Raw genomic sequence first — 24077 nt, 5'->3', positions numbered from 1 at the left:
ATCGATTCCATGAGCGACCAGTCCCACGACACCGTCACCTCGAGCACCGGCCCGGAAGGGCCGGATGCCCCCTTGCACCGCCGCGGCATCAAGAGCTACGTGCTGCGTGCGGGACGCATGACCCAGGCCCAGACGCGAGGGCTGGAGGAGGTCTGGCCTCGCCTGGGACTGACTCTGGCCGATGGGCGCCAGGATCTCGATGCCCGCTTCGGGCGCGCGGCGCCCCGGGTAGTGGAGATCGGCTTCGGCATGGGGGCATCGCTGATCGAGCAGGCCGAGAGCCACCCTGACACCGACTTCATCGGTATCGAGGTACATCCCCCCGGTGTGGGCAAGCTGCTCGACGAGGCCGACAAGCGTGGCCTGAGCAATATCCGCGTTTATCGCGAGGATGCGCTGGCGGTGCTCGAGCAGTGCCTGCCGGAAGCCAGCCTCGATACACTGCAGCTCTTCTTCCCCGACCCCTGGCCGAAGAAGAAGCACCACAAGCGGCGCATCGTCCAGCCCGCCTTCGTCGAGCTGATCCGCACGCGTCTGAAGATGGGCGGTACGCTGCACATGGCCACCGATTGGGAGGCCTACGCCGAGTGGATGGCAGAGGTCATGGAGGCGGCCCCCGGCTATGCCAACACCGCCTCGCCGGAGACCGCGCCCTATGTGCCGCGCCCGTCGTTTCGCCCGCTCACGAAGTTCGAGGTTCGTGGCGAGCGATTGGGGCACGGGGTCTGGGACCTGCTGTATCGACGCTGTGCATAGCCAGGCCCGCGCCGGCGATGGCGATCGCCATGCCGGCGATGCCCTGGGCACTCGGCTGCTCGCCGAACATGGCCGCCGCCCAGAGCAGGGTCACCGCGGGGGTGAGGTAGACCAGTGATGAGGTCAGGGTCACGCCCAGCCGGCGCAGGCTCGCGACGAAGAAGCCGTATCCCCCCAGGCTTGAGAGCACGACCAGCCAGCCGATCGCGGAGATGCTGAGCCGATCGGTGGGCAGAGCCGGCGCGCCACCCGCCACGATCATTGCCGCCAGGGTGAATATCCCGGTGGCGGCGAACAGCTGTACCATCAGGGTCGCCGCCAGCGGCATGGCGGTCGCCCAGCGAACGGCGAGGAGGCTGCCGAGAGTCACGGCCACTACCGAACCCAGCGGCAGCGCATAGGCCCACAGCGGCGCACTGCCGCCGCCATGCTCGATATCATCCACCACATAGAGCAATACACCCAGCGTGGCGATGGCCATGCCCGCCCAGCCCCGGGCCGACAGGCGTTCACCGAGCCAAGGCCCTGCAAGCGACGCGGCGAGCAATGGCTGCAGCGCCGTGATCAGGGCGGTCACGCCGGTGCTGACGCCCTGCTCGAGCGCCAGTATCACCCCCAGCAGGTAGCCGCCCATGGTCAGGCTGCCGACGGCCATTTCCCGCACCACATCGCGCTGGGCCAGTCGAACACCACCGACCAGTCGCCACCAGAGCGCGACCAGCAGGCTCGCCAGCAGAAAACGCCAGGCGAACAGCGACAGAACGGGCGTATCGGCCTCGGTCGCCAACCTGCCTCCGACGAATCCGGAACTCCAGCACACCACGAAGCCCATGGCGATAAGCGGTGAAACCCATGACGCTCGCATTTCTCCTCCCTCCTGGGTGAACAGCCTTGAGCATGAGGGAGAAATGGATTTCAATGAATCGATAACTATTCGAGTGAGCATTCAATATGTCTGAAGTCTCGTCTGCGGCGCTGGACCTGGAGCTGTTGCGCAGCTTTCAGGCGGCCGCCCAGCTGGGGTCGCTGGCCGCCGCGGCACAGCAGCGCCATCGCACCGTCGGCGCCATCAGCATGCAGATCAAGCGCCTCGAGGAGGCGCTGGGGTCTCGGCTGCTCGAGCGGGGCTCCCGGGGCGTGAAGCCCACGGCGGTAGGCGAGGCCCTGCTGCTGGAGTCCCGCGAGCTTTTGCGGCTGCATGACGGCATGCTCTCGCGCTTCACCGGCCGCGGCCTGGGGGGCAAGCTGCGCCTGGGCTTGCCGGAAGACTATGCGCGGGAACTGCTGGGCAGCGTGCTACCGGAGTTCATGGCGCACCACCCCGATGTCCTGCTCGAGATCGTGACCGCCACCAGTGGCGAGCTGGCCCGACAGCTGAGCCGCTCCCAGCTGACGCTGTCGGTGCTGCTGGACCGCCCCAACCCGCTGCCGGGCGGCGAGGTGCTGTGGCACACCTCGCCGGTGTGGGCCGGCCCCCGGGTCGGTGACCTGAGCGACAGGCCGCGCCTTCCCCTGGCCATGCACGAGGTGGACTGCCCCTATCGGGCCCTGGCCATCGAGGCACTCGAGGCGATCGGCCGGCCCTGGCATGCGGTCTTTACCAGCACCAGCATCCACGCCGTCGAGAAGGCGGTGGAAATGGGCCTGGCGATCAGCGTACTCGATCGTGAGCGGCTGACCGGGGCGATGCGCGAACTGGGGCCCGCGGAGGATATGCCACCGCTCAAGCGCTGCGAGGCGAGGCTCCATTTCGCCCCTCATATCGCCCCCGCCTCCCAGCCGGCGGCAGAAGCGATGGCCCACCTGCTGCGCGATCGCCTGACCCATCGCGGGCCCTGGCGCGGTGCTGGCGTGCCCTGAGGGAGGCGGAGGCGGCAACGTGGGTGGTCATCGCCAATGCTGGCAACACCGCCGGGAGCCCTTCGGCCTCCAGTCGTGAGCTGAAGCTACTCCTACAAGATGGTAATAGCCTGCGGAGGCGGCAACGCCGGTGAACAGCATCTCTTGAATGAAAAGGCGCAATCAGAAACAAAAAAAGCGCCCTCAGGGAGGGCGCAGGCAAGACCGTGACTAGCAAATGAGGGGGGAGAAACCATAACGAGGAACTGGCGATCCTCTTATGGGTGTGGCGCCTCATCAAACGCCACATCCGCACTGTAATCATTCTCGTTTACGCCGTCAACACAAATGCGAATACTTTTCATCAAGTTTCATTCTCTAGCCGGCCAGTCGCAGCCAGAGCGGCAGCGTGGCCATGGCCAGCAGCGTCTGGCCGGTGATCAGGGCGGCCATCAGCTCGGCGTCTCCCCCCAGCTGGCGGGCCAGGATATAGGCCGAAGTGGCGGTAGGCAGCGCGGCGAACAGCAGCGCCACGTCACGACTGACCGGGTCCAGCCCCAGCGCCATGGCGAGTAGCAGCACCACGGCCGGCATCAGCGCCAGCTTCACCAGGTTGGCTGTCCAGACGCCGCGGTCCAGGCGCATCAGCGCCCGGGGGCGCAGGGCCACGCCTACCGCGACCAGGCCTAGCGGCAGGGCGGCTCGTCCCAGCAATTCCACCGTGGCGCCGCTCCAGCCGGGAAGCCCGATGCCGGTCAGGTTCAGGGTGATACCGATCAGGCAGGCGAGTATCAGTGGATTGCGCATCAGTGCCAGCAGGCTCTTTCCCAGACTGGAGGGACCCAGGGTACCGGCGGCGATAAAGCTCGCCACGCAGAGGACGTTGACCACCGGTACCATCAGCGCCACGGCCACCGCTGCCACGGTGACACCTGCAGAGCCGTGCAGCGCCGCCGCCCCGGCAACGCCCACGTAGGTATTGAAGCGCACAGCGCCCTGAAATACCGAGGTGAAGGCGGCCGAGTCGAGCCCCAGCTTCGGCCGCACGGCCCATAGCAGGGCGGCGAAGAGCAGCAGGGTGCCGAGCAGCACCAAGGCCAAACGCGCCACGGGCACCTGACTGACATCGGCGGTAGCAAGCGTGGCCACCAACATGGCGGGAAACAGCAGAAAGTAGATCAGCCGCTCCATGTCGGGCCAGAAGTCGCCGCCAGGCAGGCGACGCCAGCCAAGCACGGCCCCCAGCAGAATCAAGAGAAACAGCGGTCCCAATGCCTGCGCTACACCTTCCATTCCAACTCCTTTCAAGCCATGCCAGGCCACTGCCCTGCGACATCCATCCACGGTTGACGCTCGGCAAATGCTGTTAAGCTTACCCCTCTGTCGACTCTCATTGGAGTGCTGCTTTCGCTGTCATGAGTTCATCCACGCTGCCAGAGCCACGGGATACTCGCTTTCCCGGACTCCGCCTGATGATGCTGGCCACCCTGCTGGCACTGGCGGCGGCACTATGGTATGTGGTTTCGCATCTGGAGCGAGGTGACCAGGGTGTCGCCTGGTACCCTGCGGCTGCACCTTGCGAGTTGCACCGCTCATCCTGTCAGGCGCTGTTGGGGAACTCCCGCCGTTTGAGCCTGGCGGCTGATGCACCGCGGGGGATCCGGGCACTGGACCTGTTGCCCCTGACGGTAACGCTGGAGGGCGTGGAAGCCACTGCCGTTCATGTCGACTTCGTGGGCCGTGATATGGATATGGGCTTGCATCGCTTTCCCCTCGATGCGCAGGATAATGGCCGCTATGAGGGTATGGCCCAGGTGCCGATCTGCACTGAATCGACCATGCCCTGGCTCGCCAACGTCGTGGTGGAAACCGGCGATGGCCGGCTGGGTAGCCGGTTCGATTTTACGGTGGAGCGACGTGTGCCATGAGCCGAAAAGGTATCTGGAAAGTGTTGGGCGTCGCGCTCGTGCTGGCCGTTGCGCTCGGTGGCTATGGCTGGTACGAGCAGCAGAGGGCGGCGGATATAGGCGGTCCAAGGGGCGGCCCGGTAGAGCTGCCCTCGACCCGGGGCGATTTCTCGCTGACCCAGATGGATGACGATCAGCTCGCCATACTCTTCTTCGGCTATACCTACTGTCCGGACGTCTGCCCCATGAGCATGGCAGTGATTCGTCAGGTCATACAGGGGCTGGATGAAGAGCAGCGCCAGCGGGTGGTACCGGTGATGATCACGGTGGACCCCGAACGAGATACCGTGGAGCGCCTGGAAGAGTACGTGGGCTACTTCGGCGACGATTTCATCGGTGTGGCCGGCAGCGAGGCGCAGCTCGAGGAGCTGGCCAGACGCTATAATGTGGTGTGGCGCCGGGTGGAAACACCCGATTCAGCGATGGAATATACCGTCGACCACAGCTCCTCGCTCTATTTGGTCGACCGTGACGGCCAGATCCTGCAGCGGGTGCTCTATTCGCCGACCCCGCACCCGCTGCGCTCGGCGCTGGAGAGCGAGCTGGGCGGGTAGGTCATTCGTCCCCGGCCGGTTGCTCCTCCAGGCGGTCGATCATGGACATCAGCGCCCGTACCTGGACCCCTTCCCGGGTATCGTGCAGGGGGTTGAGCTGCCAGGTGCTCTCGGTAAAGCCCCACCAGTCCCAGCACCCCTGGGGGTTGGCCAGACTGGTTTCCGCCTGGGGATAGAGCACGACCCGCTGGTTGGCCACGGCCCACTCGTTGAGACCGCTGTGGCGTACGAAGGCCTCGCCGATCTGTTCGCTGTCCATGCCACAGCCATGCAGGGCGAGAGTCAGGTCGCAGCCACCCGCCGCGCACTCCTCGGGTATCAGCGCATAGCCCACCGCCCCCATCCCGCGCACCGCAAAGTCTTCCTGATCGAAGCGCAGCAGCTGCGCCATATCGACCTCTTGCGCCGGGGCAAGCTCGCCGTGGAGCCAGGCCAATGCATCGCTGACGATATCCGTGCCGCAGGCCAGCAGGTGAGTCCCGCCACCGCCGCGACACTCGGCCAGCCAGCTGGGCGGAATCTGCTCATCGGAGCGTATGGGCCAGCCGTGGCCGGCTTCCGGACCTAGCTCCACCTTTAGTTGTTCCGCGGGGTTGGCAAGCCAGCCGGACAGCTGCTTGGCCAGGGCGTTTCCCAGGGAAGGATCGACGACATTGTCGGCTCCGCCGTGCCAGACATAGGCACGCAGCTGGGCCAGGTCGGCGGCATCACCCACCAGATCACGTGCCTGGTAGTCACGCAGCTTTAGGTTCAGACTCTCCAGGTTCGGTGGGCCTCGCCGGGTCGACATGCACTGGCCCAGGGCACGGCCCAGGCCGCCCTGGGCGCAGCTCCACGGGCCGGTGGCGAGTGCTGCCAGGCCCTTGATGCGCTCAGGCCAGGCCACGGCGAGTTGGGTGGCCATATAGCCTCCCGATGAAATACCGATCACGCTGATGTCGTCGGGTGATGTGCCGAGACGCGGTAGCTCCGGCAGCGGGTCGTCAGCTAGAGCGCCAACCGAAAAGAGGAGGCTGGCGATAAAGGGAGGTAAGGCTCTCATTGGTTGGCTGTCAATCCATCACGTCGAGCAGTTCGACCTGGAAAATCAGCGTCTCGTTGGGTCCGATGGGACCCTGCCCCTGTGCACCATAGCCAAGCTCGGGGGGAATATAGAGCATCCAGGTATCGCCGACACTCATCAACTGCAACGCTTCCTGCCATCCCTCAATGACCTGGTCGACCCGAAAGCTGACCGGTTCGCCGCGATCGAAGGAGCTGTCGAAGACGGTGCCGTCGACCAGCGTACCCTCATAGTGGACTTCCACGTGGGAGGTCGGTCCCGGGCTTGGGCCATCGCCGCTTTCCAGGACCTCATATTGCAGGCCTGAGTCGGTGGTCTCGACCGCGTCCCGGTCGGCATTCTCGGTCAGGTAGGCTTCACCTTCGGCAAGGTTGCGTTCGGCAATTTCTTGGGTTTCGGCCTGACGGTTGGCAATGGCCTGCTCCTGAAACCGGCTCAGGGTCTCGGCCATCTCATCGGCACTCATGACCAGTTCATTCTCTTCGATGACATCGCGTATGGCGTCGGCGAAGGCATCTACGTCCAGGTTGGCATACTCTTGTGCGATGCTCTGGCCATAGGCAATACCCAGGCTGTAGCTGAGACGCTCGTCTTCGGTCTCAGGTGAGGCCAGTGCGAGAGGAGCTGCGGCCATCAAGGTGACCAAGGAGGCGGAAGTCAGGCGTGTCTTCATGCAGAATCCTTTGAATTAGAAGCAGTGAGGCGTGAGCCTGTTGGCAGCTATTCGGACTCTAACAGGGCCGGTCTGGTTCCGCACCCGCTGACAAACGGGTGCGACCGGGCCGGCAGAGTGGATCAGACCACCAGGGTAGGGCAGTGGGCGGAGCCGGCCACGCGCTGGGCGACGCTGCCCAGTAGCAGGCTCTTCTCCCCGTTGGTGCCCTGGGCACCGATCACAATCAGGTCGCACTCACGCTTGCGGGCAAAGCGCACGATGGTGCGTGAAGGGCGTCCACCCTTGACGAAAGCCCGCAGCCGCGCCGGATCGGCCCCCAGTTCCACTGCTTCGCCCTTGGCATGTACGGCGATCTCTGTGGCGTACTCCTTGAGCGCGTCATCGGGAATATCCAGTTTTTCGGGGCGCACCATGGAAAGCGAGGCCTCCAGCAGGCTGTGGTGCTTGAACACACACAGGACATAGAGTTCGGCGCCGGTCAGCATTTGCAGCCCTACGGCCTTTTGCAGCGCCTTCATCGCACCCTTCGAGCCATCCACAGGTACCAGTATCCGATTGAACATCACCATCTCCTTAAGCGGGGTCGGTCGCACCGATCAACGGAAGGCCAGGTCACGCAGGAACAGCGCGATCTGCGGGAACATGATGATTAAGGCCGCCGACAGCACCAGCATGAAGACAAAGGGTGGCGTGCCGCGGATCACCTCCCAATAGGGTCGCTTGAAGATGGCGATGGCCGTGAAGATGTCGCAGCCAAAGGGTGGCGTCGCCGAACCTATCGCCACCTGCAGGGTGATCAACACACCCACATGCACGGGATCCAGTCCCGAAGCGGCGATCGCCGGTGCGAAGATGGGCGTCAGCACCAGAATGACAACGATGGGGTCGACGAACATGCAGGCGACGAAGAAGGCGATGGAGATCGCGATCAGCACGCCGACCGGCCCGGCCTCGTTGATACCGAAGGCGGCAAGCAGGGCTTGAGGAATCTGGGCGAAGGAGATTATCCACGAGAAACCGTTGCCCACGGCGACCAGGATAAAAACCACCGCAGTGATCAGGCCGGTGGACTTGGCGATGGTGTAGATGTCCGGCATTTTCAACGAGCGAAAGATCACGAATTCCAGCAGTACCGCATAGAGCACGCAGGCGGCGGCTGCTTCGGTTGGGCTGAAGATGCCTCCATAGATGCCGCCGACGATCAGCACCGGGAAACCGAGGGGCCATAGCGCATCGCGTACCGCTAGGGCGCGCTCCTTCCAACTCGACTTGGGCTCGGTGGGCACCTTGTGATAGATGGCGTAGAACACGCAGTAGATCGAGAACAGGAGCAAAATCAGCAGGCCCGGGCCGATACCGGCAATGAACAGCTCGCCGATCGAGGTGCCGGAAATGACCCCGTAGATGATCATGCCGATGCTGGGGGGGATCAAAAAGGCGATATCACTGGAGTTGATGATCAGCGCCAGGGTGAAGGGATCCTTGTAGCCGGCCTTGAGCATGCGCGGGCGTAGCGGCGAGCCCACTGCTACCACGGTGGCTTGGGTGGAGCCGGAAACGGCACCGAACAGGGTGCATGAAGCAGCGGTGCTTACCGCCAGCCCCCCTTTGACGTGGCCTACGAAGCTCATGACCATGTCGATAAGCCGGCCGGCGGACTGGCCGCGGGTCATGATGTCGGCCGCCAGGATGAACATGGGGACGGCGATCAGTGCCGTGGGGCGTATGCCGCCCATCATCTGCTGGATGAGAGTCTCCATCTGGCCGGTGCCGCCGAAAGTCATGAAAAAACCGACGAACGCCGCCGTGGCCAGGGGGATCATCATCGGGAAGCCGAGCAACAGCAACACGATCATGAGGGAAACGATGATGGTTGTCATGGTGGTGTAGTCCTCTCGTGCTCAGCGTCAGACTTCGGTTTCCGTGTCCTTGTAGCCATCGACCACATGGGTCGACAGATAGACGTCACGGGAGGTCAGGTTCTTGATGGCGGTGAGCAGGTACTGAATGCCGGTGATGGTGAATCCGACCGGCACCCAAAGGTAGATGATCCATACCGGGATGCTCAGAGAGGGGAGCACGCGTCCGCGGCCGTACAGCGTGCTGATATAGCCGATGGAGTAGTAGCAGAGCACGAACATCACCACCGACGTGAAAAGGCAGATGAAGATCATCAGCCAGCGCCGGCCACCGGTGGGCAGGGCGTCATAGAAGGCGGACATGCGGATATGCCGACCGTGTCGTGCGGCGTAGCCGAGCCCGGCGAAGGTGATCATCACTATCAGGATGCGATTCACCTCTTCGGAAAAATGCAGGCTCTCGCCGAGCAGGAAGCGGCTGAGCACATTGGCTACCGTATTGACGGCCATCAGTATCACACCCATGGCCAGGATCATTGACTCGGCCTTGCTGATCCAGGTATCGACGATACCCAGGGGGCCGGGGAGCGTCGAGCGATAGTTCTTCTCGGATTCTTCTTCTGTCATGCGACCGGACTCCTGAGTGTTTTCCTGCAAGGGAGTTAAATTCCTTCGCCATCCTCAAGGGTAAGCAGCGCGGGTTGGTTGTGTCCTGCGGGGCGTCAACGCTGATTAGCCGGGACGCGGAGCGAAAGCGGGTGTTCAAGCGCCAGGGCCACAAGTAACGAGATTACCAGACAACAAGGGGGGTAGCCGGCCGGCTACCCCCTCGCTCACTCACGATGAGTTACCCGAAAGCTTACTCGCTGGTCACGGCTTCCAGGTCGGCCTTGAACTGCTCGAGCAGCTCCTGACCACGCTCACCGGTCATTTCGATGAACCGCTCCTCGACCTGCGGGGCACGCTCGCGGAAGACCTGGATCTGGTCTTCGTCGAGGCGGGTCACGGTAACCTCGTCGGATGCCGCCTGGATCTTTTCCAGGGACTCATCGGCGAGCCCGGAGATGTGGTTGATGATGTGCTCATAGGCCGCATCGCTGGCGTCACGCACCAACTGCTGTTCCTCTGCGGAAAGGCCGTCGAAGAAGTCCTGGTTGGCCATCATGGCGGTGGTGAACCAGCCATGGCCGGTGAAGACCAGGTGTGGCGAGACCTCGTAGAGACCACCGGACTCGATCCAGAAGATCGGGTTTTCCTGACCCTGGATGATGCCGGTCTGCAGGCCACCGTACACTTCACCCCAGGGCAGCGGGGTCGGAGTGGCACCGAAGGCACGATAGGTCTCGGAGAGCAGCGGGTTGGTCATGGTGCGGATGTTCTTGCCGCGCAGGTCTTGCGGGCTGGTGAAGGGCTCGTCCAGTGTGACGACCATCTCGCCTTCCGGGTACATCTGCAGAAGTTCGAGACCTTGCTCGGCATAGAGCTCGGGGAACATCTCGTTGATGGCCGTGCTGGTGTTGAAGAATTCGACAACCGCTTCTTGATCGGTGGGCAGCAGGTAGGGAATGAAGAAAATCTGCGCCTCGGGAATCAGCGCACCGGTGAAGCCGGGCGACTGGTTGACGAACTGGAGGATACCCGCCTGCGCCTGCTCCATGATGTCGTCGGACTCACCCAACTCGCCGAAGCGATAGACTTGGACGGTGTTATCGGAATTTTCCTCGATATACTCCTTGAAAGCGATGGCGAACACGTCTTGAACATCACCTTCGAATTCCTCGTGCGCATAGCGCCACTCGGCGGATTGTGCGGCAGCCGAAATGCCGAACATCAGAGCGCCAATACTGGCAGTGGTCAACAGCTTGGTTGCCTTCATTATTGTGTTCTCCTCGCAGGTTGGGCCTGTGAAACTCGATCACATTTCCAGGCATCTTGCAGCCACGCGGGACTGCATAGCTTTTTTCAGGCTAGCGTGGCGCCTAGGGGGGGTCAAGCTGGCATTCAATGGTTTGAAGCGCTAAAAGTTGTGCTTTTTTCTGCAATTGCCAGCGTGATGCAAGAGAAAATGCCAGTTTTGAGCGAGAACTCGAATCCCGGACGATACCATCACCGCTTTCTGCCAGGGCCTGCAGGCGAGCGAGGGTTTCCCGCTCGGCGGCAAGCTCGGTGCGCTGCAGTTGACGACGCACCTTGGCCACGCCGGGGTTTTTAGCCGCCTGGACTTTCAGTTGCCGGCGCAGGGCTCTCATCACTGACGTGACCTCGCCCTGCCACTGGCGAATCGCCGCGAGTCCTGCGGGCTCAGCGCACAGCACCAGGCCATGGTGGTGGAGCCAGCAGTGCCACAGCAGCTCGCAGACGTCCACGCCGGCGTCATCCTGCAGCGTAAGGCAGGCGGCCTCCACGCCGGGACGTGCATAGAGTGCCAGGGCGAAATCCCATAGCGAATCCGCGGCCAGTCGGCGCCGCAGAGCCGTCTCCAATCGGGTAGAATCGTCACTCATGATCAGGCTGTCGCCACTTGCCATTACCGCCTTCTGTGCGGGATTGCCGCCGACGGGCGGCAGCATCGTTATCTGCTAAGGAAATGCTGAACAAATCGACGAGCGAGATGAAGCGCAAGGCGCACGGAGCACAGGAACCGGAGCATATGGGGTATATGTGAGGATTCCGCGCACCGCGCAACGAAGCGATTCGCTCGCACAGTCATTTGTTCAGTGTTTCCCTAATTGGAGTCTGCATGATTGCACTGCGCCAGGTCACCCTGCAACGCGGCACCCAGACCCTGCTCGAGGGGGCAGAGCTGACCCTGCACGCCGGCCACAAGGCCGGGATCGTCGGGCCCAACGGCGCCGGCAAGTCGAGCCTGTTCAGCTTGTTGCTGGGAAGCCTCGCGCCGGACCGGGGCGAAGTCGAGATGAGCGGCGGCCAGCGCATCGCCCATATGGCCCAGGATGTGGCGGCGCTCACGCGCCCCATCGTCGACTATGTACTCGATGGCGACCGGGAGCTGCGCCAGACCGAGGCGGCCCTGGAGCGTGCTCAGGAGCGGGGTGAGGCGCATCGTGAAGCCGAGCTGCACGGTGCCATCGAAGCGCTCGACGGCTACAGTGCCCCGGCCCGTGCCGCCCAGCTGCTGATCGGGCTGGGTTTCACGCAGGCGGACCTGGAACGGCCGCTATCGGATTTTTCCGGTGGCTGGCGGATGCGCGTCAACCTGGCGCGCACGCTGTTCATGCCGTCGGATCTACTGCTCCTCGACGAGCCCACCAACCACCTGGACCTGGATGCACTGCTGTGGCTGGAGCAGTGGCTGACGCGCTACCCCGGGACGTTGCTGCTGATTTCCCATGACCGCGATTTTCTCGATGCCGTTTGTGACCACATCGTGCACTTCGATCGCTGCTCCCTGGTGCTCTACCGTGGCAACTACTCCACCTTCGAGCGTACCCGGGCCGAGAAACTGGCGCTGCAGCAGGCCGAAGCCGCCAAGCAGCAGGCCCGCCGCGCGGAGATCGAGCAGTTCGTGGCACGCTTCCGGTATCAGGCCAACAAGGCGCGCCAGGCTCAGAGCCGGTTGAAGATGCTCGAGCGCATGGGCGACATCGCCGTCGCCCATGCCGATTCACCCTTTCACTTCACCATTCCCTCCTCCGACAAGACCTCGCATCCGCTGCTGGTGCTCGATGAGGCCCGGCTCGGCTATCGGGACGAGTCGGGCAGCGAGCCAGAAGGGGAGAAGGTGCAGCTCGACGGGGTGAAGGTGAGCCTGTTGCCGGGGCAGCGAATCGGCCTGCTGGGCCCCAACGGGGCCGGCAAGTCGACGCTGATCAAATCGCTGACCGGTGACCTGCCGCTGCTGGCCGGCAAGCGCATCCCGGGCGAGCACCTGGCCATCGGCTACTTTGCCCAGCATCAGCTCGAGAGCCTGGACCTGACCTCCACGCCGTTCCAGCACGTGCTGCGACTCTCGCCCACGGCAAGCGACCAGGCGATCCGCAACTTCCTCGGTGGCTTCGGCTTCCACGGTGATACCGTCTTCGCCGAGGTGGGAAGCTTCTCCGGTGGCGAGAAGGCGCGTCTGGCGCTGTCGCTGGTGGCCTGGCAGAAGCCTAACCTGCTGCTGCTCGACGAGCCGACCAACCACCTCGACCTGGAGATGCGCGAGGCGCTGACCGAAGCCCTGGCCTCCTTCGAGGGCACGGTGATCATCGTTTCCCACGACCGCCACCTGCTGCGGGCCACCGTGGATGAATTCTGGTGCGTGGCGGACCACCGGGTCGAGCCCTTCGACGGCGACCTGGAGGATTACCGCGCCTGGCTCAAGGCGCGGCTGGAGGGCGTGCGGCGTGAGGCGCGGGCCGACAAGGCCGAGCGACAGGCGGAGAGCGCTGCACCGAAGGAGGACCGCAAGGCGGCCCGCCGCGCTGCCGCCGAACTGCGCGAGAAGCTGCGACCGTTGAAGAAGGCGCGCGACCGCGCTGAGCAGGCCATGGAGAAGGTCCAGGGCGAGCTCGCCACGGTGGAGGAGGCGCTGGGCGATGCCGAGCTCTACACCGATCCGGCGCGCAAGGCCGAGCTCACCGAGCGGCTAGCGCGCCAGGGCGAGCTGAAGTCGCGTCTCGATGGGCTGGAGGCCGAATGGCTGGCCGCCGAAGAGGAGCTGGAAGCGATGGAGGCGGAGCTGCAAGAAAGCGGGGCCTGACTGACCGGCTATGTCACCGACCGTCAGCAGAGCGAGCCGAGTCTGTGTGGCCCGCGGCTGATCCGGCGTCAGGCCGAAGAGGAGGCGCTGTGAACCCATCCATGGGCGCTACATTTGCCATCCATGGCAAATGACCTCCTCTTCGGTCTGCCCCCGGCGCCGCTCGTTTCGGCGGCGCTGCTTCAGCTCTCCAGCAAAAACGTCACCGGCCCATCGTTGATCAGCTCGACCTGCATGTTGGCGGCGAACTCACCGCAGGCGACCTTCGGCCAGGCCGCCTGGGCGCGTTCGAGCAGGTAGTGGAACAGCCGCTCGCCCTCGGCCGGCGGCGCGGCGCTGGAGAAGCTGGGGCGCAGCCCCTTGCGGGTATCGGCGGCCAGGGTGAACTGGGAGACCAGCAGTAGCCCACCGTCGACCTGCTGCAGGTCGAGGTTCATCTTGTCGGCCTCGTCGGCGAAGACCCGGTAATGCAGCAGCTTGTGCAACAGCTTGTCGGCAGCGGCCTCGTCGTCCCCCTTCTCCACGCCGACCAGGGCCAGCAGGCCTCGATCGATGGCCCCCACGGTCCGCTGGTCGACCACTACGCTGGCGCGCCGTACACGCTGTATCAGGGCTTTCATCCGGCAAGCTTCCCTCTGGCTGTGGATCAGCCGGAAGGGTAGCACGCACCCGCAAAGAAGAACGAAGAGGCTTTACCAGGCACGGCACAACATGATGTCGCAATGCGGCTCGGAGAGCAGCGCCTCGGTGATATGGCTGTGGCGGCCGAGTTGGCCACGGCTGCTCAGCGCCAGCAGGTCCGGCGGCTGGCGGCGCAGCCGGGTCAGCAGCACCTCCAGGGGGTCGCCCTGCTCCAGCACCAACTCCAGGTCCGGCACGCTGTCGAGCTCGTTCATCAGCTCTTCGGTTTCACGCTCCAGCTGGCAGCGCAGGCGCTCCACCTCTCGGTCACGCCAGCGGGCATACTCCTTGTCCGAGCCCAGCTCCCGCTCGCCGGGGATGTCCCAGGCATGCAGCAGCGTCAGTCGTGCCTCGGGAAAGCGTTTGAGCGTCTCGCGAAGTATATGGCGGCTGCCCAGCGAAAAATCCACCGGGACGAGGATGTCCTCCCAGTCGCGGTTGGCCGGCTGGCTGACCGAGAGCACCGGGCATGGGGCACTGCGCAGCACTCGTGCCAGGGTGGTGCCGGCGACCAGGTCGGGCTGGCCGCGCTTGCGGTGGGAGCCGAGTACGATCATGTCCACTTCACGATCGTGGGCTTCGCGGATGATCTCGGCATAGGTGGCGCCGGCTACTGTCTGCAGCAGCGTGCGCGGCTCAGGCAGGGCGTAGTCCTCGCGGATATCGGTCAGCATGGCCTGCATGTCGGCCACCACTGCCTCCTCAAGATCATGGAGGACCCGCCGCGGCAGGTAGGGGTCCAGCACATGAATGACATCGAGACGCGCACCACCATCATTGGCCAGACGAATGGCTCGTGCGTAGGCGGCGCGATTCTCTTCCGAGAGATCACAGGCAAACAGCAGCGTCTGGGTCATGATGTATCTCTCCGTGAAGATGGGCCTGACGGGGACAGGTATCAGCATGGGTGGGAGCCGGCAAGCCTGCAAGGCGTGTTTGTTACCACCAGCGGTGAAAGTGGTGTACCGGGCCATGGCCATGACCTACATCAAGCCGACGGCTTTCCGCCAGCGCCGTTTCCAGCCACTGCTTGGCGCTGGCCACTGCTTCGGGCAGCGGGTCACCTAGAGCAAGGCGAGCCGCGATGGCCGATGAGAGCGAGCAGCCGGTGCCGTGCAGGTTCGAGGTCGCGATACGCGTGCCTTCCAGCCACTGTATCTCGCTCGCCGTTATCAACAGATCGGGGCAGCTTTCGCCGTTCAGGTGCCCACCCTTGAGCAACACGGCACCTGCGCCCAGGGCAGACAGGCGCGGGGCCATGGCTTCCATGTCAGCGCGAGTCATGGGCGCATCACAGCCCAGCAGTACCGCGGCTTCCGGCAGGTTTGGGGTGATCAGGTCGGCCAGCGGTACCAGCACCTCGCGTACAGCGGCAATGCCCACATCATCGACCAGGATATCGCCGCTCTTGGCGACCATCACCGGATCGAGCACGATCCAGCGGGGCCGCCTGGCCTCCAGCGCATGGCGGAGGGTCTCGGCCACCTCGCGGGAGGCGACCATGCCGATCTTGACGGCATCGAGGGCGACATCATCGAGCAGGGTGTCGAGCTGAAGGCGGATGAAGTCCTCCGGCACCGGGTGCACGCCGCGCACACCGCGGGTGTTCTGGGCGGTCAGGGCGGTGACGACGCTGGTACCATAGGCGCCCAGCGCGGAGAAGGTCTTGAGGTCGGCCTGGATCCCGGCGCCGCCGCTGGGATCGGAGCCGGCAATGGTCAACACATTGGGAATGGAGCGGTTTGAGGTCATGACGTCATCGTCTCGCAAGCGGGTCTGGAGTAGTCAGGGGGCGCCATGTTGAGTCTGTTCGTGGTGGCGCTGGTCAGTGCCACCTTGCTGCCGGGTGGCTCCGAGGTGTGGCTGGCCCGGCTCTGGTGCCTGGGCGAGCCGGTCATGATGTTGTGGCTGGTGGCCACATCCGGCAATACCCTGGGCAGCTTGATCAACGTCTGGATGGGACGCTATGCGCGTCGCTTCCAGGACCGACGCTGGTTTCCGGCGTCGCCGCAGGGCCTGGCCCGGGCCGAGCGCTGGTATCACCGCTTCGGCGAATGGAGCCTGCTGATCTCGTGGGCGCCGGTGATCGGCGACCCGCTCACCGTGCTGGCTGGCGTCTTCAAGCTGCCATGGTGGCGGGCCATCCTGCTGATTACCCTGGCCAAGGGAACCCGCTATGCCGTGGTGCTTTACCTGGCGCAGGCCTGGCTGGCTCCTCTATGTCAATAAACCCCCGGTCAATAAACCCCCGGTCAATGAATCCCCGGTCAATGAATCCCCGGTCAATGAATCCCAGGCCAGTCAGCCGCAGGCGAATTACAGTACCGAAGGCAGCCAGGTTGCCAGGCCCGGGAACAGGGCCAGCGCCACCAGCATGCCCAACTGGATCAGGATGAAAGGAATCACGCCCCGGTAGATCGCCGAAGTTGGCACCGACTGTGGCGTTACCCCGCGCAGGTAGAACAGAGCGAAGCCGAACGGCGGGGTCAAGAACGAGGTTTGCAGGTTCACCGCGATCATGATGCCGAGCCAGATCGGGTCGAGCCCCATCATCAGCAGTACCGGCCCGACGATCGGCACCACCACGAAGGTGATCTCGATGAAGTCGAGAATGAAGCCCAGCAGGAAGATCACCAGCATCACGATCAGGGTGGCTCCCACCACGCCGCCAGGCATCGCCTCGAACAGACCGGTGACCAGCTCTTCGCCGCCATAGGCGCGGAACACCAGCGAGAAGAGTGCCGCACCGATCAGGATCAGAAAGACCATGCTGGTCACCTGGGCGGTGGTTTTCACCACTTCGCGCAGCATTGGCAGATTCAGGCGGCGGTTGACCAGGGCTAGCAGGAAGGCGCCCATGGCACCGACCGCCGAGGCTTCGGTTGGTGTGGCGAAACCGCCGAGTATCGAGCCGAGCACCGCGACGATCAGCAGCACCGGGGGGATCAAGCCCTTGATCAACAGCGGCCAGACGCTACCGCGGTGTCCCAGTTCCACCATCAGTGATTCACGGTCGGCGGCGGGGGCGGTTTCGGGTTTCACCCAGGCCGTAATGGTCAAGTAGATGATGTAGGCCACCACCAGCAGCAGGCCGGGAATCAGTGCGCCGACGAACAGGTCGCCCACCGACACCGTCTTGGGGCTCCACACGCCCATGGCCAACTGCGCCCGCTGATAGGCGTTGGAGAGTACATCCCCCAGCAGCACCAGGGCGATGGACGGAGGGATTATCTGCCCCAAGGTACCGGTGGCACAGATGGTGCCGGTCGCAAGGGAGGGTGAATAGCCGCGCTTGAGCATGGTGGGCAGCGACAGCAGACCCATGGTGACCACAGTGGCACCGACTATGCCGGTGGAGGCGGCCATCAGCATGCCGACCAGGATCACCGAGATACCCAGCCCCCCGCGAAGCGTACCGAACAGCAGCGCCATGGCGTCGAGTAACGTTTCGGCGATCCGCGACTTTTCCAGCAGCACGCCCATCAATACGAACAGTGGCACCGCCAGCAGGGTGCTATTGGTCATGATCCCGTAGAGTCGGTTGGGCATGGCGCCCAGCATCCGCGACTCGAAATGGACCGGCACCCCCATTTTCTGCAGCAGCATGCCGAGACCGGCAAACATCAGCGCGGTACCGGCCAGCGCCAGCGCCACCGGATAGCCCAGCATCAGCACCAGGCAGACGGTGAAAAAGAGAATCAGCGGCATGAAATCGAGCAGGAATTCCACGTCAGAGCACCTCCCCGTGGTCGGGAGTATTGCCGGGCGCCTTGCCACGCAGTATCAGCACCTGACGGATCACCTGGGCAACGCCCTGGATCAGCAACAGGGCCATCATCATCAGGATCAGCGACTTGAGCAGATAGACACCGGGTATGCCGGCGTCCGGCGAGCGCTCGAGAATGGCCCAGCTGCTCCGGACGTAGCCGTAGCTGCCGATGCCGATGAAGAGCACCACCGGGAACAGCAGGAAAAGCGTTCCCAGCAGGTCGATCCAGGCGCGGCCACGGTCTGACAGCTTGCGATAGAAGATGTCGACGCGCACATGGCCATCGTGGCGCAGGGTCCAGGCGGCACCCAGCATGAAGACCATGGCGTGCATATACATGACCGATTCCTGCATCACGACGCTATGAATGCCCAGCACATAGCGCATCACCACGATGGCAAACTGCACCAGCATCATGGCGATGACCAGCCAGGCGATAAAGCGGCCCACGACCTCGGTAAAGCCGTCGAGCCATGCGAGCAGGACCGGATCACGGGTCGCGGTTGGCATGGGGGTCTCTCGTTGTCGAAACGGATAGGGGTCGCATCATCGCCGATTCGGCGTGATGCGTCATCCCTGCGTCTCAACAATAGGCGTCAGACTCAGGCCGAGTGCCAGCGGGTATGGTGCTTGAGAAGATCGTTGAGAATATCCCGGCAGGCCGCAGGAAGCGCCAGATCGACGGCGATTGGCAGGTGGTCGGAGAAGAGGTGATCGAGTACGCGCACGTCTCGAGCCTCCAGCGAGTTGGAGATCAGAATGTGATCCAGAGCACGACGAGGCTGCCAGGACGGGTAGCTGAGCAGCGGGCGCACCGTGTGCAACGACAGCGAGGCACAGAAGCGGGTATGGCTGTGCAACTGGTCCGGGGTGCAGTTGAGATCACCCATCACCACCACATGACGCAGCGGCTTGATGATCTCGCTGAGATAGTCGAGCTGGCGAACCCTGCCGCGATGGCTCAGGGCCAGGTGGGCAACAAACAGGTGGAGCGCATCCGGCCCGTCCCCATAGCGAGCATGGATGGCGCCCCGTCCGGGAAGCGTGCCGGGAAGGCGATGCTCCTCGACCTGTGTGGGAGTAAGGCGCGAGAGCAGCCCGTTGCTATGCTGGGCAAAGCGCCCCAGGTTGCGATTCAGTTGTTGGTAGTGATGGGGGAAGCCGCCATGGGTGGCCAGGTACTCGACCTGATTGACATGGCTGGAGCGAAAGCTGCCACCGTCGACTTCCTGCAGCCCCACGATGTCGAAGCGCCCCAGTACCTCGCTGACCATGTTGAGACGGTTCATGCGCTGGGGGTGCGGCAGCAGGTGCTGCCAGCTGCGGGTCAGATAGTGATGGTAGGCCGACGTCTGTATCCCCACCTGCATATTGAAGGTGAGGAGCTTCAGGTGACCGCCATCGAGTGGCGGTGTCTTCGCGTCGGCCAGCCGGGACATCGCTTTCGATACCGCTTATTCGTCGCGTTCCTGACGAACCTTTTCGACCAGGGCATCGGCGATCTGGGGCATGTTGTCCAGGCTGCCGGCGCTGCTGGGGGTCACCAAGAAGCGGCCATCCACGATAAGCGCCGGAACGCCCATCAGGCGCATGGCACGCATGCGGGCATGGGCCTGGTTGACCTGGGACTTGACGGCGAAGGCGTCCAGCGCCTGACGGGCTTCGTCCTCGCTGACCCCGTAGTCACTGAAGAAGGTGGCAATGCTGTCGGGATCGGTCATTTTTAGGCCATTCTGGTGAATAGCGTCGAAGATGTCGGCATGCGCCTCTTCGCGAATACCCAGCTCTTCGGCGGCATAAAAGACCGCTGCATGGGTGTTCCAGTCACCGCCCATGGTGGCCGGCAGATGAACGATGCTGACGTCGTCGTCGAGCGTTTCGTACCAGGCCTTGACGGAGCCCTGCAGGTTGTAGCAGTGCGGGCAGCCGTACCAGAACGCCTCAGTGACTTCGATCTGGTCGTCGGCGACACGAGTCTCGACGCGCTCCGGTAGCACCTCGTAGTGCTGGCCTTCCACTAGGGTGGCGGCCGAAGCCAGCGTCGAGAGGCCGATACCGGCCAGGGCCATCACTGCTGTCTGAATGAAACGGAAAGACTGGGGCATTGCGTTGTCACTCCTTGGAGGTGCCGTGTTCGCCTGGCGAATAGTGGGTCAGCGCAGGTTGCGCTGGTGACTTGGAGCCTCGCGAGCGGCCAGTGTTCCGAACCCGTCCGAGACAGCGAAGGCGGCCATGAGCCGCCTTCGCTGTCTCGGACGGTTAGTCTGGCCATGCTGACGTCAAAATCAGTGCAGGCCGAGGATGTAGTTGGCAACGGCTTCCATGTCATCGTCACTCATCTTGGCGGCGATATCGCCCATCATGTTACCGGGGTCGTTGGCTCGCTCGCCTGAGGCGAAGTCCTGCAGGGTGGCAATGGTATATTCCGCGTACTGGCCGGAGAGGCCCGGGTAAATGGCAGTCAGGATGCCCTCGCCCGCAGGGCCGTGGCAGGCTGCGCATGACGGGATGCCCTTGGCCATGTCGCCGGCGCGGTAGAGTTCCTGACCGCGGGCGATCAGCGCTTCGTCGGGGTTGGCCTGGCCGATGTTGGTATCCTGTCCGGCATAAAAGGCGGCCACGTCCCAGGCGTCCTGATCGGAGAAGTCGTCCACCTGGCCGACCATCACCGGGACCAGCCGCTTGCCGTCACGGATATCCATGATCTGTTTGGCCGTGTAGCTCATCTGCTGGCCGGCCAGGTTCGGGAAGGCACCGGAAGGGCTGATGCCGCTTTCTCCATGACAGGCGGCGCAGGGCTGCGCCAGTTCGCGTCCGGCTGCCGCATCGGCATCCGCTTCAAGATCCGCGTGGACGGCGCCAACGGCGCCCATGGTCAGTGCCAGGCTTGCCAGTAACTTTCTCATCGCAGTTTCACTATGCCGTTGTGTTGTTTACCAGTACGCATCCTGAGCGCCACCGGGCCTGGCAGATTCCAGGCCGGGTTCGCCCTGCTGTCGAAGCGCCGGTTGCGCCGGTCGCTGATGGCAAGAGCGCGGTGGTACACTAGCGCGCCCAGGTCGCAGAGAAAAAGACGCTGCATTATAACGAATCAAGCCCGTCTCGGGAATGCAGGTCAAGCCCCCGGCGACGCGATACATCTACTCCTTTTGGCAGGACCTCGACGCCATGGCCCAATTCAACTACCAGACTGCACGCTTCATGACCAGTGCGCCGACTCTCGCCCAGTGCCCGCCAGACGAAGGGGCCGAGGTCGCGTTTGCCGGGCGCTCCAATGCGGGAAAGTCCAGCGCCATCAATACCCTGACACAGCAGAAGTCCCTGGCGCGAACCTCGCGTACCCCGGGGCGCACGCAGCTGATCAATCTCTTCTCGCTGGGCGACGACACCACGCGACGGCTGGTCGACCTGCCCGGCTACGGCTATGCCAAGGTGCCCGAGGAGGTCAAGCGCGAGTGGCAGCGCCACCTGGCGGAGTACCTGCGCGCGCGTCGGTCGCTCAAGGGCGTTGTGCTGGTCATGGACGTACGCCATCCGCTCACCGAGTTCGACCAGACTCTGCTGGGCTGGGCCGATGAACAGGAGATGCCGGTACATATCCTGCTGACCAAGTCGGACAAGCTGAAGTCCGGTGCCGCCAAGAGCGCGCTTCAGCAGGTGCGAACCCGCCTTCGCGAGTGGGAGGACCTGGTGAGCCTCCAGCTCTTCTCCTCGCTCAAGCGCGAAGGCGTCGACGAGGCCAGCCGGCGACTCGACGGCTGGTTGTCCGGTCCCGAATAGTCGTCACGGTACGTTAACAGCCTTGCCTCGGCCCGACCAGCGAACGCAGCAGTTCGGGCAACTCCCTCACGTGGTCCAGCCGGTGGATGCCGGCTGGCAGGGGCGTGTCATCGATATGTGGTGAAATCCAGGCAACCTGCATGCCCAGGCGGCGAGCCGGTTCGACGTCCTCTCGCCAGGAGTCGCCCACATGGAGGGTTCGGGCGGGTGATGCGCCGAGCCGAGCCAGGGCGGCCAGGAAGGGGCGTGGATCTGGCTTGGGGGCGAGCAGCTCTCCCGCGGCGATGGCCACCGGAAAGTGGCGGCCGAGTGGTAGTCGACGTATGTCCACGTTGCCGTTGGTGATGCTGGCGAGCCGATAGTGCTGGCCGAGCATCGACAGCAGCGATTCAACTTCCGGATGTGGCGTGACCTGATGGCGCAGCAGCATGAAGCGATCCATGGCTGCACTGGCCCACGACCGGGCGTCGTCACCGTCCAGCCCATAATCTTGCAGCAGCCACTGCAGGGCCTGTTCACGCAGCCAGGTGAAATCCCCTCGGCGCAGCGGGTAGGCAGCGGCCAGCTCCCGGCGTCGGTCCAAGAAGGCTTTCAGCGGAAAACGCTCGGCGAATCGCCGTACTGGCGCCCGGCCGCGGTTGCGTTGCCACACCTCCAGCGTCTCGTCGAGCCAGGCGTAGTGTCCGGTCTCGGTCTCGACCATCACCTGATGGTTGTCCCACAAGGTATCGTCGAGGTCGAAGGTCAGGGCCTGGAGTCGGATTGCTGCGCACATGATGGTCACTCCCCGGGCCGGTCGGCGGGGCGTCGGCGGGCGCGGGGGTGGGCCGCGTCGTAGGTGGCGGCCAGGTGCTGCCAGTCGAGTTTGGTGTAGACCTGGGTCGTGGAGAGGTTGGCATGCCCCAGCAGCTCCTGAACGGCGCGCAGGTCCTGGCTCGATTCGAGCAAGTGGCTGGCGAAGGAGTGGCGTAACCGGTGCGGGTGAAGGTGCTCCGGCAGGCCGCGGCGCCGGGCCAGTTCGGCCAGGCGCTTCTGGATGGCACGATGACCCAGCCGGGCTCCCCGCGAGCCGACGAACAGCGCCGCTTCTCCGGGTGCCGCCAGCGCGGGGCGCAAGCTCATCCAGCGTTCGAGCGCCTGCCTGGCACTGCTGCCTACCGGCACCTGACGCGGCTTGCTGCCCTTGCCCATCACCCGGACCCGGCGCGGCTCCAGGTCGCTCAGGTCGAGTCCGGCCAGCTCGGCCAGGCGCAGCCCGCTGGAGTAGAACAACTCCAGCATCGCCTGGTCGCGGGTCGCCAGCGGAGAGCCGTCGTGGGGGGTGTCGAGCAGGTGGGCCAACTGGTCCACGTCCAATGGCTTGGGCAGGTGACCGGGCTGGCGCGGTGTTGGCACCAGTTCGACCGGGTTGTGGCCCAGCAGGCCGGCGTGGCGCAGGAAGTTGGCGAAGTGGGAGGCGGCCGCACGGCGTCGCGCCAGGCTGCGTGGCGCCAGCCCACGGCCACGTTCGGCCCCCAGGAAGCGGCGGATTATGCCGACCTTCAGTTCGGCCCCGTCGTCGATGCCGTGGGTGTCCAGGAAGGCGGCCAGGGCCGCCAGGTCCTGGCGATACGCCTTGACGGTGGCGGGGCTCGCGGTGCGCGCCAGTTCGCCCAGGCACGCGTCGAGCTGGCGGCGCAGGGCGTTGTCAGCCATGGGGCGAAGGGCTCAGGCGCATCAGCAGCCGTGCCAGCACGTCGCCGAGGTACTCGGTGAATAGCGTATCCATGCTGGCGCGGAAGTGGTCCGGGTCGGGGCTGGCCAGTACCAGATAGCCCATCGGCTCCCCCAGGGTCAGGCGCGCCAGTGCGCAGGAGCCGGCCTGACGGGGCGCCGGGGCATGGGGCAGCAGTCGGCTCCAGTCGGTCTGCGTCAACCGCGTGCAACGGCTGGCGCGGCCGTCGAGCAGGGCGGCCAGGCGAACGCCGGCATGATCGTCGAGAATCTGGCGCGGAGCCTGGGGCGGCATCGGCTCATGGTCGGTGAGTTCCGCGGGACACCACAGCGCCACCGCTTGAATCTGAAAGCGTTCGGCCATCTGGGTGGAGAGGGCCTGGCCCAGGGCGTCGGCATCCTCGGCTTCCAGCAGCGCCAGCACCAGTTCGCGGGTGCGGCGGAACTGGGACTCGTTGTGGCGCGCCGACTCCAGCAGTTGCTCCAGGCGCCATTCGGCCTGCTCGGCACGCCGCCGCAGATCGTAGACCAGGCGTTCCAGCAGCGAGGTGGTGCCCTGGGCCTCGGGGTGCGGCACCTTAAGCTGCTGGAGTAGCCCCTCGCGGCCGACGAAGAAGTCCGGATGGCGTGCCAGCCATTCTGCTACCCGATCAGGATCCAGGGTCTTGCGCGGTTCGGGGGCGACTCGGGTCATGCAGGTGCTCCTTCGAATTGA

General features: G+C 64.3%; 27 protein-coding genes. 7 read left to right on the top strand and 20 right to left on the bottom strand.

What is annotated here, in order from left to right; genetic code table 11:
* Positions 1-9: 9 nt before the first annotated feature.
* Complete coding sequence (trmB, locus tag DU490_RS14465) at positions 10-756, top strand: tRNA (guanosine(46)-N7)-methyltransferase TrmB (protein WP_114574982.1); 747 nt, start codon at positions 10-12, stop codon at positions 754-756.
* Here trmB and DU490_RS14460 read toward each other — a convergent pair.
* The gene (locus DU490_RS14460) at positions 683-1621 is read right to left on the bottom strand and encodes a DMT family transporter (RefSeq protein WP_181870053.1); all 939 of its coding nucleotides are present in this window, start codon (positions 1619-1621) and stop codon (positions 683-685) included. The two genes, trmB and DU490_RS14460, sit on opposite strands and share 74 nt — an antisense overlap.
* Positions 1622-1707: 86 nt before the next feature.
* Here DU490_RS14460 and DU490_RS14455 point away from each other — a divergent pair, with 86 nt between their 5' ends.
* Entirely contained in the window at positions 1708-2616 is a 909-nt protein-coding gene (locus DU490_RS14455) for a LysR family transcriptional regulator (protein WP_114574980.1), read from the top strand.
* 357 nt (positions 2617-2973) lie between these two features.
* On the opposite strand, the gene DU490_RS14450 is transcribed toward DU490_RS14455, so the two are convergent.
* Positions 2974-3888, bottom strand: a complete 915-nt coding sequence (locus DU490_RS14450) for an AEC family transporter (protein WP_114574979.1) — start codon at positions 3886-3888, stop codon at positions 2974-2976.
* Positions 3889-4010: 122 nt separating this feature from the next.
* Between DU490_RS14450 and DU490_RS14445 the strand changes: the two genes are divergently transcribed.
* Positions 4011-4523: a hypothetical protein gene (locus DU490_RS14445; RefSeq protein ID WP_114574978.1), complete on the top strand. Its 513-nt coding sequence runs from the start codon at positions 4011-4013 to the stop codon at positions 4521-4523.
* Positions 4520-5116, top strand: coding sequence for an SCO family protein (locus DU490_RS14440; protein ID WP_114574977.1), 597 nt, complete (start codon positions 4520-4522; stop codon positions 5114-5116). Before DU490_RS14445 ends, DU490_RS14440 begins: the two co-directional genes overlap by 4 nt.
* 1 nt (position 5117) lies before the next feature.
* On the opposite strand, the gene DU490_RS14435 is transcribed toward DU490_RS14440, so the two are convergent.
* The 7 genes from DU490_RS14435 to DU490_RS14405 all read right to left on the bottom strand — a co-directional run bounded on the left by DU490_RS14435 (position 5118) and on the right by DU490_RS14405 (position 11284).
* A complete protein-coding gene (locus DU490_RS14435; RefSeq protein ID WP_258801676.1) occupies positions 5118-6020 on the bottom strand; it encodes a PHB depolymerase family esterase in 903 nt (300 codons plus the stop codon).
* 148 nt (positions 6021-6168) lie between these two features.
* Positions 6169-6852 carry an FKBP-type peptidyl-prolyl cis-trans isomerase gene (locus DU490_RS14430; RefSeq protein WP_114574976.1) on the bottom strand — a complete coding sequence of 228 codons (684 nt, stop codon included), beginning with the start codon at positions 6850-6852 and terminating at the stop codon, positions 6169-6171.
* A 122-nt stretch (positions 6853-6974) separates the two neighbouring features.
* A complete protein-coding gene (locus DU490_RS14425) occupies positions 6975-7418 on the bottom strand; it encodes a universal stress protein (protein ID WP_114574975.1) in 444 nt (147 codons plus the stop codon).
* Between the two features lie 33 nt (positions 7419-7451).
* The gene (locus tag DU490_RS14420; protein WP_114574974.1) at positions 7452-8735 is read right to left on the bottom strand and encodes a TRAP transporter large permease; all 1284 of its coding nucleotides are present in this window, start codon (positions 8733-8735) and stop codon (positions 7452-7454) included.
* Between the two features lie 27 nt (positions 8736-8762).
* Entirely contained in the window at positions 8763-9341 is a 579-nt protein-coding gene (locus DU490_RS14415) for a TRAP transporter small permease (RefSeq protein ID WP_114574973.1), read from the bottom strand.
* A 232-nt stretch (positions 9342-9573) separates the two neighbouring features.
* Positions 9574-10590 carry a TRAP transporter substrate-binding protein DctP gene (gene dctP, locus DU490_RS14410; RefSeq protein WP_114574972.1) on the bottom strand — a complete coding sequence of 339 codons (1017 nt, stop codon included), beginning with the start codon at positions 10588-10590 and terminating at the stop codon, positions 9574-9576.
* Between the two features lie 103 nt (positions 10591-10693).
* Positions 10694-11284 (bottom strand): TIGR02444 family protein, encoded by a 591-nt coding sequence (locus DU490_RS14405; protein ID WP_258801675.1) that lies wholly within the window; start codon positions 11282-11284, stop codon positions 10694-10696.
* Positions 11285-11454: 170 nt separating this feature from the next.
* On the opposite strand from DU490_RS14405, the gene DU490_RS14400 reads away from it, so the two are divergent.
* Positions 11455-13419, top strand: coding sequence for an ATP-binding cassette domain-containing protein (locus tag DU490_RS14400; RefSeq protein WP_114574971.1), 1965 nt, complete (start codon positions 11455-11457; stop codon positions 13417-13419).
* A 182-nt stretch (positions 13420-13601) separates the two neighbouring features.
* Here DU490_RS14400 and dtd read toward each other — a convergent pair whose 3' ends face one another.
* The 3 genes from dtd to thiD all read right to left on the bottom strand — a co-directional run bounded on the left by dtd (position 13602) and on the right by thiD (position 15852).
* Positions 13602-14039, bottom strand: a complete 438-nt coding sequence (gene dtd, locus DU490_RS14395; protein WP_114574970.1) for a D-aminoacyl-tRNA deacylase — start codon at positions 14037-14039, stop codon at positions 13602-13604.
* 72 nt (positions 14040-14111) lie between these two features.
* Entirely contained in the window at positions 14112-14957 is an 846-nt protein-coding gene (locus DU490_RS14390; protein ID WP_114574969.1) for a universal stress protein, read from the bottom strand.
* Positions 14958-15039: 82 nt separating this feature from the next.
* The gene (thiD, locus tag DU490_RS14385) at positions 15040-15852 is read right to left on the bottom strand and encodes a bifunctional hydroxymethylpyrimidine kinase/phosphomethylpyrimidine kinase (RefSeq protein ID WP_114574968.1); all 813 of its coding nucleotides are present in this window, start codon (positions 15850-15852) and stop codon (positions 15040-15042) included.
* Positions 15853-15897: 45 nt separating this feature from the next.
* Between thiD and DU490_RS14380 the strand changes: the two genes are divergently transcribed.
* Entirely contained in the window at positions 15898-16329 is a 432-nt protein-coding gene (locus DU490_RS14380; RefSeq protein WP_114574967.1) for a YqaA family protein, read from the top strand.
* A gap of 87 nt (positions 16330-16416) precedes the next feature.
* On the opposite strand, the gene DU490_RS14375 is transcribed toward DU490_RS14380, so the two are convergent.
* From DU490_RS14375 to DU490_RS14355, 5 genes are all read right to left on the bottom strand, one after another.
* Complete coding sequence (locus DU490_RS14375) at positions 16417-17820, bottom strand: TRAP transporter large permease subunit (RefSeq protein ID WP_181870055.1); 1404 nt, start codon at positions 17818-17820, stop codon at positions 16417-16419.
* A gap of 10 nt (positions 17821-17830) precedes the next feature.
* Positions 17831-18379: a TRAP transporter small permease subunit gene (locus DU490_RS14370; RefSeq protein ID WP_114574966.1), complete on the bottom strand. Its 549-nt coding sequence runs from the start codon at positions 18377-18379 to the stop codon at positions 17831-17833.
* 92 nt (positions 18380-18471) lie between these two features.
* Positions 18472-19308: an endonuclease/exonuclease/phosphatase family protein gene (locus DU490_RS14365; RefSeq protein WP_114574965.1), complete on the bottom strand. Its 837-nt coding sequence runs from the start codon at positions 19306-19308 to the stop codon at positions 18472-18474.
* A gap of 15 nt (positions 19309-19323) precedes the next feature.
* Positions 19324-19974, bottom strand: a complete 651-nt coding sequence (locus tag DU490_RS14360) for a thiol:disulfide interchange protein DsbA/DsbL (protein WP_114574964.1) — start codon at positions 19972-19974, stop codon at positions 19324-19326.
* A gap of 180 nt (positions 19975-20154) precedes the next feature.
* Positions 20155-20775 (bottom strand): cytochrome c, encoded by a 621-nt coding sequence (locus tag DU490_RS14355; RefSeq protein WP_114574963.1) that lies wholly within the window; start codon positions 20773-20775, stop codon positions 20155-20157.
* Between the two features lie 262 nt (positions 20776-21037).
* Between DU490_RS14355 and yihA the strand changes: the two genes are divergently transcribed.
* Positions 21038-21649 (top strand): ribosome biogenesis GTP-binding protein YihA/YsxC, encoded by a 612-nt coding sequence (gene yihA, locus DU490_RS14350; RefSeq protein ID WP_114574993.1) that lies wholly within the window; start codon positions 21038-21040, stop codon positions 21647-21649.
* 13 nt (positions 21650-21662) lie between these two features.
* Here yihA and DU490_RS14345 read toward each other — a convergent pair whose 3' ends face one another.
* Genes DU490_RS14345 through DU490_RS14335 form a run of 3 tightly spaced genes read right to left on the bottom strand, consistent with a single transcriptional unit; the run spans position 21663 to position 24056 of the window.
* Positions 21663-22424, bottom strand: a complete 762-nt coding sequence (locus DU490_RS14345; RefSeq protein ID WP_114574962.1) for an HAD family hydrolase — start codon at positions 22422-22424, stop codon at positions 21663-21665.
* A 5-nt stretch (positions 22425-22429) separates the two neighbouring features.
* Positions 22430-23344, bottom strand: a complete 915-nt coding sequence (locus DU490_RS14340; RefSeq protein WP_114574961.1) for a tyrosine recombinase XerC — start codon at positions 23342-23344, stop codon at positions 22430-22432.
* A complete protein-coding gene (locus tag DU490_RS14335; protein WP_114574960.1) occupies positions 23337-24056 on the bottom strand; it encodes a DUF484 family protein in 720 nt (239 codons plus the stop codon). The genes DU490_RS14340 and DU490_RS14335 overlap by 8 nt, the downstream gene beginning before the upstream one ends.
* Between the last annotated feature and the right edge of the window lie 21 nt (positions 24057-24077).

This window comes from Halomonas sp. DQ26W (assembly GCF_003339685.1).
GTDB lineage: Bacteria > Pseudomonadota > Gammaproteobacteria > Pseudomonadales > Halomonadaceae > Halomonas.
The sequence above is the reverse complement of the archived record's forward strand: the minus strand, read 5'-3'. Positions and strand labels throughout refer to the sequence as shown.